14 protein-coding genes are annotated in these 16,092 nt (G+C 54.2%); 1 reads left to right on the forward strand and 13 read right to left on the reverse strand.

What is annotated here, in order from left to right; all coding sequences use genetic code 11:
* Positions 1-103 precede the first annotated feature (103 nt).
* Complete coding sequence (locus tag SH467x_RS04040; RefSeq protein WP_482370010.1) at positions 104-643, forward strand: hypothetical protein; 540 nt, start codon at positions 104-106, stop codon at positions 641-643.
* A gap of 299 nt (positions 644-942) precedes the next feature.
* On the opposite strand, the gene SH467x_RS04045 is transcribed toward SH467x_RS04040, so the two are convergent.
* The 13 genes from SH467x_RS04045 to SH467x_RS04105 all read right to left on the reverse strand — a co-directional run bounded on the left by SH467x_RS04045 (position 943) and on the right by SH467x_RS04105 (position 15,680).
* On the reverse strand, positions 943-1,344 hold the full coding sequence (locus SH467x_RS04045; RefSeq protein ID WP_482370011.1) for a TspO/MBR family protein: 402 nt from the start codon (positions 1,342-1,344) through the stop codon (positions 943-945).
* Positions 1,345-1,352: 8 nt separating this feature from the next.
* On the reverse strand, positions 1,353-4,271 hold the full coding sequence (locus tag SH467x_RS04050) for a dockerin type I domain-containing protein (RefSeq protein WP_482370012.1): 2,919 nt from the start codon (positions 4,269-4,271) through the stop codon (positions 1,353-1,355).
* A 296-nt stretch (positions 4,272-4,567) separates the two neighbouring features.
* Positions 4,568-6,058, reverse strand: a complete 1,491-nt coding sequence (locus SH467x_RS04055; protein ID WP_482370013.1) for a carboxymuconolactone decarboxylase family protein — start codon at positions 6,056-6,058, stop codon at positions 4,568-4,570.
* Between the two features lie 46 nt (positions 6,059-6,104).
* Positions 6,105-7,079 carry a DUF1559 family PulG-like putative transporter gene (locus SH467x_RS04060; protein ID WP_482370014.1) on the reverse strand — a complete coding sequence of 325 codons (975 nt, stop codon included), beginning with the start codon at positions 7,077-7,079 and terminating at the stop codon, positions 6,105-6,107.
* A 297-nt stretch (positions 7,080-7,376) separates the two neighbouring features.
* Positions 7,377-7,877, reverse strand: coding sequence for a hypothetical protein (locus SH467x_RS04065; protein WP_482370015.1), 501 nt, complete (start codon positions 7,875-7,877; stop codon positions 7,377-7,379).
* A 228-nt stretch (positions 7,878-8,105) separates the two neighbouring features.
* On the reverse strand, positions 8,106-8,879 hold the full coding sequence (locus tag SH467x_RS04070) for a PH domain-containing protein (RefSeq protein ID WP_482370016.1): 774 nt from the start codon (positions 8,877-8,879) through the stop codon (positions 8,106-8,108).
* Positions 8,876-9,427 carry a PH domain-containing protein gene (locus tag SH467x_RS04075; RefSeq protein WP_482370017.1) on the reverse strand — a complete coding sequence of 184 codons (552 nt, stop codon included), beginning with the start codon at positions 9,425-9,427 and terminating at the stop codon, positions 8,876-8,878. Before SH467x_RS04075 ends, SH467x_RS04070 begins: the two co-directional genes overlap by 4 nt.
* A 112-nt stretch (positions 9,428-9,539) precedes the next feature.
* Positions 9,540-9,884, reverse strand: a complete 345-nt coding sequence (locus tag SH467x_RS04080; RefSeq protein ID WP_482370018.1) for a hypothetical protein — start codon at positions 9,882-9,884, stop codon at positions 9,540-9,542.
* Between the two features lie 287 nt (positions 9,885-10,171).
* Positions 10,172-10,723: a signal peptidase II gene (lspA, locus tag SH467x_RS04085; protein ID WP_482370019.1), complete on the reverse strand. Its 552-nt coding sequence runs from the start codon at positions 10,721-10,723 to the stop codon at positions 10,172-10,174.
* Positions 10,724-10,809: 86 nt separating this feature from the next.
* A complete protein-coding gene (locus SH467x_RS04090) occupies positions 10,810-12,993 on the reverse strand; it encodes an SH3 domain-containing protein (RefSeq protein ID WP_482370020.1) in 2,184 nt (727 codons plus the stop codon).
* The gene (locus SH467x_RS04095; protein WP_482370021.1) at positions 12,990-14,351 is read right to left on the reverse strand and encodes a HEAT repeat domain-containing protein; all 1,362 of its coding nucleotides are present in this window, start codon (positions 14,349-14,351) and stop codon (positions 12,990-12,992) included. Before SH467x_RS04095 ends, SH467x_RS04090 begins: the two co-directional genes overlap by 4 nt.
* 202 nt (positions 14,352-14,553) lie before the next feature.
* The gene (locus SH467x_RS04100) at positions 14,554-14,718 is read right to left on the reverse strand and encodes a hypothetical protein (RefSeq protein WP_482370022.1); all 165 of its coding nucleotides are present in this window, start codon (positions 14,716-14,718) and stop codon (positions 14,554-14,556) included.
* A gap of 122 nt (positions 14,719-14,840) precedes the next feature.
* Positions 14,841-15,680, reverse strand: coding sequence for a hypothetical protein (locus SH467x_RS04105; protein WP_482370023.1), 840 nt, complete (start codon positions 15,678-15,680; stop codon positions 14,841-14,843).
* Positions 15,681-16,092 lie beyond the last annotated feature (412 nt).

The raw sequence follows: 16,092 nt of genomic DNA on the forward strand, positions 1-16,092 counted from the left end.
GTCTATTGCCTTCTCTCCGCGTTTCTAATCGCGGTTTAGTGATCGCACTCGTTCGTCAGCGAGCCTTTGTTCGCAGAAGGACTATCGAGGAGAGAATGCGGTCATGTTATCTAGTCTTTTTCTTATCTTGTTCGGATTTGTTTCGGCGCGTGATGCAGACCAAGGCTGCTTGAGCGAGCATGTCGATTTAATTGAGCTCAATCACTTCTACGACCCGCTCGGGCGTCACGTTTACGACCAAGTCATCTTTTACAATCGACATCCGGCAACGGGCCGATTTCACGTTCGTGCATGGTGCCTTGTGGAGGATCGCGAATCGTTGAGTCGACGCCCGGTCTACCAAGCTGCGACAGGACTGTACCGAGTGGATTGGCTCGATTCCGACCAACAGGTCCTCCGTCGGCTCGAAAGTCGACTGCATCGTGAAAGCTGGAGCCACTTAGACCCAGAACGGATCGACAAAAAGAAATACGACGAACGCTTGAGATTCGCGCTTGTACAACCACCCAAGCGGCGAAAGCCTATGGAAGAGAGACTGATCAAAGAGTCCGCCGAAGACTCTGTTGCGTCAAACGTTCAGGAGGAAAGTGGAAAAGCTAACATCCGCTCTCCCCTCTCCAACGTGCTTGCTCAACAGCCCTAACGAACCAAACGATAGAAAATACCGAAGCGACGTGCCGGTTTCGTGCCGGTGAAGTCTGTATTGTCGGTTTATGATTGGTTGGTCTACGGACCGAAGACGTAGACAAGGGATGAGCGGTGTGCCCCCAGCGTTTTTTCCTCGCTCGATCCGATGCCCGCTCGCGTATAGCCCTTTGCACCCGAATACGCGAGTCTTCCCAGTAAGGCCCTATGACGGCCCGCGAGAATGGGGTTAGGGACGGGCACGAGCGACACGCCCGGTTCGTGCCGTCCCGCTTTGCTGGACAACCGCCGGAACGATTAGCGTCCCCAGTTCAGGTAGGTAATCGCAAGTTGCAAAACGGTAGCGATCGAAACCCATACAAAGTACGGGATTTGGGCAATAGCAATCCAACGGTACCGACTCCAAATGGCCGCCATCATCCAGGGAATCGTCAGCCAGACCAGAAGGATATCCGCCGAAGCAAGCGGTAGATTTCGCCACCCGAATTGAATGGGGGTAAAAATCAAATTCGCAACCAGGTTCAAGGCGAAAGGAAGAGCGGTCTTCCATTCAATCTTGCGGCGCAAGGCCTGAACGAACACAAAGCCAAAACTAACAACGATAACCGGATAGAGAATCTGCCAAATTAGTCCGATCGTCGCAGGTGCAGGTGTCCAGCTCGGCTTATCCAGGGAGTTGTACCACTCGATCCAAGGCATGGGATTTTTTAGCTACCCCGCTTCCTGCCCCGAATCTCTTCGTCCACGAGCATCCAGTCCAATGGAACGGAAGACCCGATAAATCGACTGCTTCCCTCCCCTTCGCCAACCAACGACTGCTGGTCTTCATCATAGACGGGCACTTCACTTACAGGTGGCTCAGCCGGAGAAGTAACGTCGACATCCTCATCTGCATTCGAATCATCGTTCGGATCGCTCGATGGCGATGTTGTAGCTTCCCCAGAATTGATCATGTTGATAAGCACAAGGATATCCAGGGGTGAGACGACCCCATCGCCGTCGACATCCATGTGCGGGGTCGGGCCTTCTCCTTCAGGCCTGATCGTTCCCGGTCCATGTGAATTGATGTAATTCACGATGATCAATGGGTCCAGTGGAGAAACGCTACCATCTCCGTCCACATCCCCTGGGTTGCTGTCGTTGTGGTAAGGAGTTTGATCGCGATCGATGACCACCCGCACCCCTTTGGATATCTGAGCGCCCGTCAGCGAGGATGTTGCCGAAAGCACCACATCGACGTACCCAGGCTCAACCCATTGCAATGCGTGACGCGCCCTCAATCGAAATGCGTTGCGAACCACTTCAAAACGATCATCGCTTACCGAAATGGAATAATCTTCGTTCCTGTCGGCGTCCCGCACATAAACATAACCGAGAAGGTCACCGGACTTGTTCTCCTCGACGTGATACTCGGAAGCCGCCGACAAGGTGACGGCAGGGTCGTCCAAGTCCATCACTTGAAAGATCAGTGCTTTGGAGGTCAACCATCCGGACAAACGATCCTTTGCGACAACAGTCATCCCGACGGTTGGCTCCAACTCGAAATCCAACTCAACTTGGGATTTGAGCCTGAGCTTGCCTGATTCGACTTCGAATCGAGCGTCGCTCACGCTCCACTCGTATTGCTTGCCTGACTCGGCATGAAGAACAGACAAATCTCCCAGGGTCGCGCCAGGTGTCCTCTCAGGGACTGAGAAATTGCCCCGAAAGAGGATGCTTGAGGGTGCATCATTTTGATCGGATATGCGAAGAGTAAGCCATTTCGACAACCGATCGGCGGAGGAACTGCGAGCGATTGCAGTCACCATAAGAGGAATAAAGGCCTCGGACTCGATATCCAAACTTCCTTGGATGAAGTACAAGGTGGTGCCAAGTATCGCGAATCGAGGATCGCTTACCAGAAAATCGTATACGTCCCCAAGGTCTGGATCCACGACGCGTACGGAGCCGACGGATTCTCCTGGCCGGATTTCCGATGAAATACTCTCCTCGAGCAACAGCAAATCGCTTGGAGGATCATTGATCGCATCAATTTCGATGCGGACCATCACCTCCTCCGATAACCTCTGACCATCATAGGCTGCCAACCAAAAGCGATCCGACCCTACCGAGTCCTCGTCCGGTTTATACTCCCCACCTGTCGTGGTGCTCCAAACCATTTCCCCCTTCTCGGGTCCCCTCGTGATCACCCAGTAGACATCGCCGTCCGACACGGAATGCCGCGTTCCATCTAAGGAACGCAATTGAGATGCAAATTGTGCCAAGTCGATCGCCAGCGACTCATCTTCCGATACACTCCACTCCCATTCGCCATCGAGTACCCACTCGACACCGGTATGCACATCCCGCACACCCATCGCAATAGAAACAAGCTCCTCCTCGAGAACATTCACCGTTGCCGAAGCGCTCTGGAGGATATCCCGATCATATCTCCCCTCTTTCGAAATCGAGACCAACGATCTACCCGAGGGAGTCATCGAAAGGGATAACGGCGGCACTTCTGACGGCATGTCAAACTGAGCCTCCAATTCCCAATTCTGGCTATTCCAGATATTCCAAACGTCGCTGGAACCCGCGACGGATGTGTACAGAATGCTTCGATTCGCATCCTCTAACACTGGAAACTGAGAGTTCGACAATGCATTCAATGTCGGCATGCCCGAAATGGAGTCCAACACCAACAGCGATCCCGATACTTGTGCGAACAACGTGCGACCATCCGATGAAACGGTCCAATCCTCGATGGGCTGTGCAAAGGTTCTCTCCGAAACCAACGCAACGCTGCCCTCGACGACCCGATACATCGAAAGCCTTTGCGCCTCTCCCACCTGCTCCAGGGCAACAAATCCATCACTGCCAGCTGGCTTCAATTCCAACACCGACCCCGAAACCGACAAAGGCATGGGATGCGCTGTCCATTGCAAGCCATCGAGTCGGATGTCGGCCAAAGACTTCGAAGCAGACGAAAACCCTATCCATCGATCCCCAAACCGCACCGACCGCTCGATCTCGAAGGCGTCCGTTCCCGGCATAGGACTCAACGGTTCGACTTCAAACCCGCGAGAACTTCCCCATGCGAATCGATACCATCGTCCTGTTTGTGTATTGCCTGATTCTGCCTCGACCCTTAAGACCCCACTCGAACGGACTTCGGTCGAGTCGGTTTCGCTCTCTTCGGCCCAAATCTCCGTGATTTCGCCGTCAAGCTTTATGCGATCCAGTGGGGATTCCGAGGACGAGGTCCATGCGACCAGCTCCCGTCCAAAGTAACCAACTCCACCTTGGTCATGGCCCCAAACAGGGGTGACGAACGCATCGGAGGGCCAATCCCCCGACGCAGGAAGAGTTTGCCAAGTCCCAGAGGGAGACGGGAGGACCGGCGACGTCTGATGCGAACCATTCCCCTCACCCAGTAAGGCGACCGCATATTGCCCAGGTGAAAGGCCTCTAAACGAAGCAATCCCGTCTTCATTCGAAATCGCGACTTGCTCGCGAGGATCATGCACACCGTTTTGGTTCAAATCCAAATAAAGGACTCGACCTGACTGTCCGGACTCTCCAACCCCATCCAAAAATCGAGATTGGTTGGAATCATGAAACACCAAAACGTCGATGCCGGCGAGCAATCGACGTTCCTCGAGCCTATCGAACGATGGTCGCCGATGGGAACTCGGCTTCGAACTTCCTCGAAGCCTATGTGCGCGTACGTTTCCTCGAAAGAGCATGGACTCTGGTGGCGTTTTAAATGAGAGGACGGCAAATCGCGTCTAGTCCGGCGAACCTGACGAGTGTGTGTACCTTTAAATGTATCGGATCCTCGCCAACGTACGCAAGGATCCGGATAAATTTAACATGATTCCCAGTCAGAGCCCTCCGCCATATTTCTCCGCCAGAGTTTTCTGTGCGGCGAGCTGCCACGCGATCAATCCGGGAGAAGCGCCCCTTCCGTGAGACGATTGAAGGCGGCTCGATTCGCCGAGTAATGGATCACCTGCGTCACAGCGCGCGGTCCGGCCAACTCGACTGCCTTGCTCACCTGGGCATCTGTCAAAACGATCGGCGAACCGGCTAGGTTTTTCGCGACGACCAGGAGGGCCTTGTCCTTCTCCGAAATGACAGAAGTTGGCAATGGTTCCAGATCGAGGGCAACAATGACCTCGTCCTGAACCCCGCACTCGCGCATGTCGTCCAAAGCTCGCTTCGCCGCGTACCAAGCCCGATCCTGTCTGGCAACAACCCAGTCAATCTGACTTTGCAACGCGGGAGACAGCTCGTCGAGCCTCTTGAGACTCGCCATCGACTCCACGAATCGCTTGCCGGACACAGGGAAATGTGCAACCAATCGCATCCAAGTTGGAACCTTGCCTTCGGGGACCAACTCTCCGAATGCCTCCCGTGCCGCCGCTTCATCGACCAATGCTAGCCGCGACGTACGCTTGGAGACCCAGTCCAACTTCTGCTTCAATGCTTCCCCAGTTTCCAAGGGGGGCCGCCTCAAAATCGTGGGAGCCAAATTCCCTCGCTTGGGCTGATCGATCGCCACTACCTTGGAAATCCGACTTCGAAACTTGTCCGACGTTGGAGTCAGATAGGTTTGCACATCCAGATTGTTTGCGTTGCTCTGAGAGCCGAAGTTACCTCCGTTATGAGACTGGGGAACACCAGCCCCTTCCTTCCATCGATTGATTGCGTTGTAACCCGCAATCGATCCTAGCATCTCAACCATCTGCCGGTCGGTGTAGAACTTTTTGCAAGCGTCGACCAGGGCGTCATCGACCAAGTGCGGTTCGCCTGTCAATGTCCTTGCCAAGGCGAACGCAACTCTCTCCTGTTCGGGAAAGTACTCCCAATCGCTATCGAGCGCCGCGATCTCGTCCTCACTCATTCCAGCCACTAACAGCTTCGACTCTTGGTGGCCCAAGCAATACTGGCAATTGTTTGCTCTCGCCGCCAACCAAAAGAGCCTAACCTTGAACCCATAATCGAGCGAAATCAATGGGTCGGGAGTTCCGAGAGCACGACGGATGCTCGTCGTAGAAGCGCTCTTCGCGGAGGCTGGAGGCCCGCCAAACGCCAAATAACTTCCTACCGAATTTTCGCCAATGTAAAGAGAACGAATACGCGACTCGTACCCAAGCGCTCGCGAATCGGATGCCCCCTTTTTGACTTCGTCTTCCGTCACCGGAGGAAGCGGAATTCGGGGCTTCCTGCTTTTGAGATCCTCGAGATATTGCTTCATCGCGTCGCGAGTCAACGGCGTCGCGCGAGGCTCGTCCTCGCGATTCGCTTCCACCAACGCGAGCTTGACTTGCTTGCCCGACGAATCCGGCTGAACCTCTTGACCTATTGCCGCATTGAAAACGAACGGCTGAAAGACCAAGCCCGCGACAGCCCATTTCATACTTCTTCTCATAACATTCTCCCTTTAGTGAGTTCTACAGTTCGGTGAAGCTTTTTGTTTAGAATTCCGAGACGGTTTCGCCACCGCTACGAGTGCCGAGCGCTCGCCAGACCGGGAGCTCCAAATTGCTGGAAACAAACCGAACAGAACCATCCGCAACACAGGCGTTTACGCCTCCGGTGTGACGGCTTCCAGCAGTCGTCGCAATCCGTCCGGGGGGGAACATACAGGAGCGGGTGTTTGGAGGAAGGACGTGGTAGTAGAGTGTCGTGGAATGATACGCCTGGATCCAAGGTGCTCCCACAATCGATACACCTTGCTTGGAGATATCGAGTGGATTGATCGCCATGCAATCGCGCAGGGCCTCATCCGCATTCGCTGGGTTTGTGCCAGGCCTGAAGGTATCCGAAACAGGCGTGGCAATGCTGTTGCTCCCATCCCCTGCAATCTTTTCAGCAAATGCAATGGTGTTGGAAAGGCCATCGGAAACCTCTCCGAACTTGATCGCGCTGTCGCGATAAAAAAGGCCATTGCATGCTGGCATACCGTAATTGGGATCGCTGGTAAGGGTCGGAGGAGATCCCGCCAAAATGTTGGTACCGGAATTTGCGTAGTAGCTGTTCACCCCACCGAGGCTCGTCGCAAGCCCCGTGTAACTATCCGACGGACAGATAAAGGTAGGCACGCTTTGCAAGCGAGCCGCATCGTTGGCCACGTGGTTGTGGGCAACGTTGTAATCGACCAACTGGTACAAGTTGGCTTGCTCGATATAAGGAAGCACACGAGCATGCACCGAGAGACCAGTGGTAAAATTAGCGCTTCCCAAATTCCCGGATGGAAGACGCTTGAAGCTCGATTCGTAGTTGTGAATCGACAACCCCAATTGCTTCAGATTATTCGAGCACTGCATCCGCCTGGCCGCTTCGCGGGCCGCTTGAACTGCCGGCAACAACAAACCAACTAAAATTCCAATAATGGCAATCACAACCAACAACTCGACCAAGGTAAATGCACTTTTTGCATGACGTCTCATGACACGTCTCCGACAGAAGAAAGCAACGAATAGTGAGAAACTCGGTGCATGGGCGCAAACAAAGCCTGCGCAGGGTCCATACAGCCATCTAAGATCTTTCGCTTCTTTCACGCACAACAGTCGCGAGGAGCTGGCAACGAGAACTCTTCATCCACGGATGAAGCTAGAACCGCAATCCAATGTTCCTGCAATCGGCGATTAGCCGATACGAAAGCGAAATCCACCAAGAGTCGCTCGGCGAATCGGATGCGATCCGTCTACGGAAACAAACGACATCGACAACGAACGCGGAACGAATTAAGAGACGGTACCGCGCGGAGGTGGAACAGGAACTTCCAGAAGTGCACTAGACGGGAGCAGTCCGTCCCTCAAAAAAACACCAAATGGATCGCGAGCCAGGACTACTTCCTTGCCGATCCAAGTCGACTCCAAAAGGTCCCGCATCCGATTCCACTTCGTCAAAAACTCATTGGGCAACATCGGAACATTCGAACGGGAACGGCACTGACCACTGCGGCAGCTCGATTCGGATCCCGATGAATCGTCATGCGAAGCTCCGACGGAACCAAAAATTAGTTGATCGCCGTGCTGAAAATCGCGGTGCTGCAAATAGTCCCCGCACGAGGCAAAGACGGCGTGCGGTGCAATCGCAATCAGAAGGAAAACCGCAGCCTGCAGCCCCCATTTCCATCTACTGGCCAACGACGACACAGCAACCCGTAACACAACGGCCGGGAATGTCGGCTCGACAGGATGTGCCGAAGCATGGAAACGGATATTCGCCGCCTTTTGGACCACTCAGAGATTCTCCAAGGGGCACTTATCCGACCTTCAAAACGCTTGAAGGTGGATGGAACCGCAGAAAAGATTCCCTTCAATCTATGAACGCGTTTGAGAAGAGTCAAGCAATCTAGCGGGAATCATCGAACAAAAATGCACATTTGCGGCATGCTTCACGGGAATCGACGGATGGGATTCCAACTCTGGGCCTCATCGATGGCGAAGTGGGTCTAGGCACCAGCCGGTCTAGGAACCCACCGTTCGCTCCCTGCACCTTGTCGCGGCGTCGCGAATGTCCCGGAGCAAGCCGACCACTTCTTTATCCCAGACTCCATTTGCCGAGAGAAGGGAGCCGCCGTCCGCCGACTCTTGGTCCTCTCCTACTTCCTCGTCGCCAAGCCCCGCTGAGATTTGACTATGACGAAGTATTTGATCTTTTAGCTCCTGCGCGTTCTCCAGCCCTTCTAACAACCCCACATGACCACCCATCGCCGCAGTAGCTTCGGCACCACCCCCTCCTGCCGTCGACACGATCAAGTTGGAAAAGCCGAACCATCTCTGAAGCGGTCCTTGCGCTACATTCACATTCTGAATGTTCGCAAACGTAATCGTCGTCTCGTGAATGGTCCAAATGCCCCGCCGAATGCGCAAACTCCGATCCGATAACGCGTACCACGTCGTGTCATAGCGCAAATGGATCGCTACGTATGCCAAGATATCCGGCAGGACGATGATCGCGATCCAAAGAGGAGCGGTCAGAATTCCAATCCAGGGTGCTGCGATAATCGTCGCAATCCAAAGCCCGCACAGAATAATGTCGATGACTACCAAACCGATCCAAAACTGAAACTTTCGATACTTCAAAAAGGCTTCCGATGGACGCATAACAACCACCGAATGCCCATCCCCAAACTCAATCTGATTCGGCTTGCGCGGTAAACAAAACCAACTGGTCAACACGGCCCACACACCGCGGTAACACCATTCACACGCTCCGTGCACAGCACCCGTTTCTTTCATGATCCGCCCGCCTTACTCCCCGGTACCTGCATTCCGTCTGCGATGGCGTCGAGTGAATTCCGTATCTCTCGCAGTATTTGCAAGGCTTCATCGCGCGATGCAGATGCCGCAACGCCTTCGTGCATCAACGCACCTCGCTTTCTTTCAATACTTGCTCCTCTCGTTCTCGCATATAGCCAATCCCTCACCGCCTCCGGCTCGCGCACTCCCTCGATCACGATTTCAGGCATCGCATTCCCGGACGCAGTCTGAATGCTCACCGAGTAAATGCCAAGCCAACGCTGAATCACATTGCTCGAGATCTGAATATCTTGAATGCGTCGAAACGCAACGACCACTTCCCTGCGAAACATCCACCCTACCTGCATGCGAATGCCCGTCGGCTCCAACTGATATCGAAGAGTGCTATAGCGAACCCACATGAGCGGGAGCACCAAAACGACACCGACAAAACTCAAGAAACTACAAAGAATGTAGTAGGTCAAAAGGGCAGGGTCAGGTCGTTCGATGCGAGGGGGAATCGCCATCTTTTCAGGCTCCGTACTCATGTCAAGCTCCCGTACTCTTTTCGTGCTGTCCGTGCAGTAAATGCAAGATCAATCTCCTTCTTCCGTGGAATCAGAGATCCACATTTCTCATCGATACCGGTAACCCAAAGGATTACATCCCTTTGAGACGCGTTCCAACTTGAAGGACTGCCGGAGGAATCGCCCCCCCATCGACTGGCAATACATCGATCAAGGTTTCTTCCCATGTGATGTCGCTTAACCAGTCGATCAATCTCTTAGCGACCAAAGCATGCTCGGCTTTGTTTGGTACCACGAGAACAAGCACCAACCGGACCTTCGACTCTTCCGGAAGGCTGCATCGAACCAGATAGGCGTCTTCAATTGACGCGATTTCCTCGCACACCCTTCCAATGGCCATGCGAGTCGATTCCAAAAAATCCCGTGGGATCGGGGTGAAGAGCAATCGGGTGCCGGCACGGATTCTAGTCTCGCTCATCAATAGTGCGACTTAAGTTCATCTGAAGAGGAAATGATTCGAGAACAAAGGTTAGAACGAATGCCAAGTGTAATGAGTTGTTCGACCGCATGCCAAAACTCAATCACGTTTTTTCAATCGCATCATGCACCTTAAACGGCTTGAACGTGAGCATCCAGTTTCACTGCCTGTCAACTGTGCCTTTGCGGCACAGTTTCACCGTCATTATTCCCCTCGTTGTGCCGCGAAAACACAAAAATGGACAATCTTTGGATGCTCGGTTTTTTTCAAGCTATGCAACGTTCCGGTTAGGAACTTTGAACTTCGCCGTCAGGTTCTGTCCTCGAAACAGCGTCGACGTTTGCCGCTGGCAGCTCTTGCCGAAAGGAATAGACCGCTAACATAACGGCCCCGATGACGAGGACGCTGTCAGCAATATTGAAGTTTGGCCACACGTAATCGCCATAACGAAACAATATCCAATCGCGTACTCCTCCAGCCCATGGGGATGGTAAATCGGGTATCGCTAAGCGGTCGTAAAGATTCCCGAAAATCCCTCCCATCACCAGCCCCATCGCTACCGTAAGCCAAAGCGAACGACTCGCCTGGAGCACAAAGAGCCAATAAATAATCCCAATGGCCGCCACGATTGACAAGGAAGAAAACAACCAGCCCATGCCTTGCCCAAGCCCAAACAAGGCGCCCATATTCACCGCGGTCTCAATTCCAACAAAGGGCTCGACAATCCAATAAGGTTCTTGCTCACCAGGAAGCCCTTTCCAACGGAACACCTGATGCTTTGTCCACAGGTCCAAGCCCGCACCACCGACTGCCAAGAAAAGAAAAAGTACAAATCGCATAGAGGCAATCGCCGGAGTGCGTGGGAAAGGAGGAAGTTCGGTCTGGATGAAATCGGGTACACTCGAGCTTGAATCACGACGTGTCGCTATCGCAATCGAGAAATACTCTCCGCTACGATTTGTCTGGCCGCCAAGGATGGAATGTAGCCTCGTTGCCCGCGAACCACGACCGGCTGCTGCAGGTACCGCCGAAGATTCAACGCCGCGGTTGACTGTACATAGGTTACCACGTTGCCAAGATCATCGGTCAGGGCATACTCCGGTTGCCCAGGCAAACTACCATGCACTTGCACTAGCCAACCCGAAGCATCACCCGCCCCAATCGCAGCTGTCCCAGCAGTTCCTGCCGCTGCTCCGCCTCCGTTGGGGGTTGTCGCGTGACCTGCAAACTGAACGGAAGGATATTGAGCCGGAGGCGCAGGAGGCACCGAAGGTGCGATCGCGGATGCTGGAATCACGTCTCGAGGCGACGAACTGCTTGCGATGCGCGAGGGGTCCATCATGCTCCCCAATGTTCTGGTGCGCAAGGAGTCGAATCGGTCCAACCGGTCCAGCAGCAACCTCGCCTCGCCTCGAACGATCGAGGAATCGCCACGTTCGATCCAATCCTCGCACTGCCTACGAAGCCGATCCAATTCCCATCGCTCCGTGGGCTGCGAAACGATCCTGGTTAGCTCCAGCATCGCAGACTGGATCTCAGGCGTGTGAAAATCGGCTTGTGCTTCCCCCGAGGAGGCAGCTCTGTCTCCTGCCATTTCCAACCGATCTATCCTCGGAGCGATACCATGCCACTCGCTCTCGGGCGCTGCAGCGATCGCTGGCCCCCCCAAGTTCGGCTCTCGGCTACTCCACGCTGGCCCCATGTCCGAATTCGACGGGGCGCCTGATTCTCCACCAAATAATGGCTGGTCTGCGGTCCACAACCGAGTGAGCATCGGCTTGTTTTCATCGTAAGGGGACTCACTGCGAGACGGTTCATTGTCCGAGAATTCCCCGAAGGTATCGTTCCCCAACGGTGCGCGGACCCGCGGTCCCCTTCCCGGTCTGGGTAATCGATCGAGCCGCCCGTATCCACTCGGGCCCACGGAATCCATGCGCGCATCGTATCGAAGATTGCCTTGACGAAATTGATGATTCTCCGTGGCAATCTGCGCGCGAACCGGTTTGCGGTCCGCTTCGACAATCCCAAACCCCACCAGCCCCAAAACGCTCGCCAACGGCTTCATTCGCAACTTGGGATCGGTCGACTGCAATGCGTCCCAATGCTTGAAGGAATCGACTTGATGCTGAGCTGCTTGATGTCGCTTCGCTTTGACTAGCTGCTGAGGTGTCATCGATGCCTCCACCGACCCCAACGGCACAATTCCCTGTTCGTCGGGAACCAGGACGCTTTCATCCGGAGCCCCCTGCATCGCGATGGATTGCTCTTCTCGAATCAGCCTTTCCGCTTCTGCTATCGCATCTGCTTCATTGCTCCAAACCATTTCTCCATTTCCAGCCTCTTGATCCACGCTCTGTGCATTCGCCTGCTGAACCTTCGAACCTCCAGCCGGTCCATTAGACTGCTCCGAAAACGATGCCAACTTCACTTGTGAGTCGGCAACCTTTTTCGCCGTAGCACTAGGTGCAACGGATGGTTCCGACAATCCAGACGGGGCATCTGAAAGTTGAGAGGTACGGATCCATCGAAATTCACCCTGCGGTGGCGCAATGCGATACCACAGGCTCTTGGTACCATCCGCTGAGGGTTGGGACTGTTCCCCTAACACTTGCACGATTTGCGATTTCAGCAAAGCGGTCTGCCACTTCCACTCGCTGGCGATCGGATCCGAAGAACCGATCCAAGCGGCGGTATTCTCCTCTACAATCTCAGCGGTCTTCCCCCCCGGCAGTAAAAATGCAGATTGAGCAGGGATCCAGTTGTGACTTCCATCTGGAGGTCGAATCCCAGACCATCCATTGGAGGTTTCCATATAGACTTCGACGCGTGCTCCGGAAGAAAGCGTCGACGTTCCATAAGACCCGTCCGAAGGTCCTGATTTCACCAACCCCTTGGGCGCGTGCACATACCGCACCTGACCTTGTTGGAATCTCTCGACCACTCGAATCGACTCGTTCGAGGTCGAACCCGACTGTTGATCCTGGTGCTGATCTTGGGCACATGCGATCGATAACAGGGATAAACCGTTGAAACCGCCGACGAGCAAGGAAAGGGCAACGAGTTGTTTCGCCGCACACTGCGGTCGGATGGGCACAATCGAAGACTTCATGGCACACTCCCTCGATGCGACCCAGTACCGGCAACCAAGGCTTGCTGGATCATTTGCTGCAATTGTTTATCCGGTTCGCGCTGAAACAGAGATCGAAGCTTGAGATGCGCGTCGCGATCCTGCATCGCTCCCAATAGCGTGATCGCACGATGGCGAACGTTTCGATCTTGGCTTTGAGCCATCCAAGCTAAAAGCGGTACAGGATTGATCGTTCTCCCACGGACAGCTTGCTCCATCGCATCCAATTGAACTTGGGAATCGCCGCGAGCCATATCGATCGCAATCTCGACGATCTCGGTTGGCACTCCCCGTCGAAACAGTTCATCGCAAACCATGCGGACTCGACGCTCCTGAGTACTGCTCAATAACGTGAACAGATTCTCAAGCGACAAGCTTTCGAGGCCGGCCAAGTCCATCCCATCCGCACGCTGCGAATACGACTCGCCCGAAGAACTTGAGGTCGCCTCACTCGACACCAACATGACTTGTGCGCCCCGCAAAGGGTTCGAAGCCGCTGAACTCACGTCGTCTACTTTCGAATCATGATCTTCCACGCCGGACACTGACTTCGGTGACGATATCGCAACGGTTGTCGTCAACGGTGTTGCAATGGACGGCTGAGGTAAGCGAGGAAGCGGAATGTCCCGATCCCCTCCTGCGGATACTACTTTTGATTGAACTTTCGTTCCGTTCGCATTCTCACCGGGCGACATCGCCGCAACGTCTTCGATCCGCGGACCGGATACCGGAGGAATGGAACGGGTTGCATCGTTCGCGGGAGAGGACTGCAAGGCTAAGATAGACCGGCAGGTCGCCTTTGCCTTTTCAACCGAGTCGCTTGAACCGCATTCCTCCAATCGACTCAGGACCGCGAAACTCAATCGCTCTCTCAGACGCATCGAATCGTTTGACGACAGGTTGGCAGCTGCCAGTTCGGATATCAGGCTCAAGCAGGATTGCAACCGATCATCAGAGCTCGCCGCTGTATGGATCCGGTCGTGGAGCAATTGGTAGGCGGCGAGTCGATGCTGCGGCTCATCGCTATCGAGTTGCTCGACCATGGCCTTGGTGCTGGTCGCACCTAACTCATTGAGGGCAACGATCAATCCCAGCGATTCATCGATGCCGTTTGAGGTGGCTAAAGCGCGTCGCAATTCTTGGAGCAGCCATCGATTCGACAGCCCCGGCCAGGCGACGATTAAGCCAAGAACGGAGAGAATTCCGATCGAGATCATCGGCAGCCGTGAAAGCCAGGTTCGGCGCGCATGCAAACGAAGCCTTGGATCCGCTCGTTTCCCAAGGAGCCAATCGACGTCAAGCTGAATCGGTTCCACCGTCCGTTGGATTCGTTTGCCCATGACCTCTTTGAAGGCTTCTTGCCAGAGTAGTTTTCTGCGACTTTTTAGGTAAATAGGCTAAAGGTCGGGGGAATATCAATAGCAAACCGAGAGAAGCGAATGCATGCAAAAAGGCCCTCCGAGTCGATCGCAGGGCCTCTTCAATATTCGGAAGGCGTTTGCAGGCTGCCATTTGCACACAGCCGTTGTCAGGCAGTCGTGATTATGCCAGGGTGGATGGACTGCTCACGAAAGCACCAGGGCTGCTCCCAGTATCCCGCCAGCGAAAATACTCGGCGAACATCAGCAGATTTGCGAGAAACATGAAGATCATCGCGAGGATCAACATCACGGTGTAGATCGACATGGGATGCTTCTGGGTCGACATATTCGTTTGCTCTCGGTGACCGATCCGCACGCTTTGTAGCGTGGCATGTCGGGGGGATAGAAGGACAAGTGGATTTGTGGGATGGAAATCGGCGGCGGGTCGGCCCACCGGGAAACCAAAAACTACTGAAGCTTCGAGGCAACTTTGTCGCCAGCTTGGATGTAGCCTTTTCGGAATGAAGCTAGCACTTTGCCGATGGCTTTATCCTCTTGTGTTTTCGTGATTTCGATTCGACCAAGATATTGAGCGCCACGGAAGACGTCCAACGTGTGGCCTTCGCGAAGTCCATCGTCGCGTCCGAGCGAAACTTCGACAAGGTTGGTGTTGTTGACAGCTAGTACCTCACCTCGCAAATCGGCTGGTGGCATGTCTTGCACATCCACAATTCCTGCTTGCTGGAGTGCTTCACCGCGGGTGATCGCGAGAGCTTCGTAAAGCGTCGATTGATCTTGCAGTTGCTTCAACTGGTCTCGAAGGTCAGTCTCGACACTCTTAAGCGAGTTCAGCATGTCGGTAAGGTTGATCACCGATTTGCGAACGGAGTTTCGATCTGCAATCACCTTATCGATTTCCGTTCGAAGAGTGTCGTTTTGAGCTTGAGTAGCTTTGAGCAAATCGACCGTTGCCGAATGCTCCTGGTTCTTCATGGTGTTGACGGCATTCAAATCGCTCAACTGGCGGTTCGCTGCAGCAAGCTGTTGATTTTGGCTATCAAGCTGGGATTGGAGAGCAGAAAGTGCGGCCCGCCGCGCGATTTGCTCTTGGGCCAAGCTGGTTTGTAGTTTCTCGGCCGCGGCCTTGGTCGCATTGACCGTCGCTTTCAATTGCTCGTTCTCCGTACGGAATCGAGTCAACTTTTCGCGGTAGTCCATGTGGGATGCGTTCGCAAGCAAAGCAGCCACGAAAAACGAGGCACTGGAGACCAGGATGATCAGTGTAAAAACTCGACCCAAAAACGTCATCGTGTCACCGCAGCGAAGAGATGCGACAAGGGGGAAACACAAGACGGCAAGCCCACCGAACGGAGCGAAATGTGTGCAGTGCCGTGCGGGAAAATCTGACCCGCTGGGGATCGAGTATAGTTCGGTAAAATCGGCACTGTCAACGAAAAGCTCATTTTTGAGTCGAATGTTTCCCCCCTCCTAACCCGCAGTCTCCGGTTGCAGGGAAAGGGTCGACCGATTCTATCGGTCGCACCAATTAAACGAGGCATTGGACCATTCGCGTAGGGATCGGAAAAACCTGAGCTTCTAGAGAGGGTGCACTGGTTAAAACGGCGAGATTCTCTACAGTAGTCTCCGATGGAGCGGCGCACACGATTGTTCGCCTGAACAACCCGAGTCAGCCCCCTTTCCCAGCTCCCGCTCCGAATCG

The sequence above is a fragment of the Brakhagea slesvicensis genome (genome assembly GCF_052161625.1).
In the GTDB taxonomy this organism is placed as follows: domain Bacteria; phylum Planctomycetota; class Planctomycetia; order Pirellulales; family Pirellulaceae; genus JBKCUI01.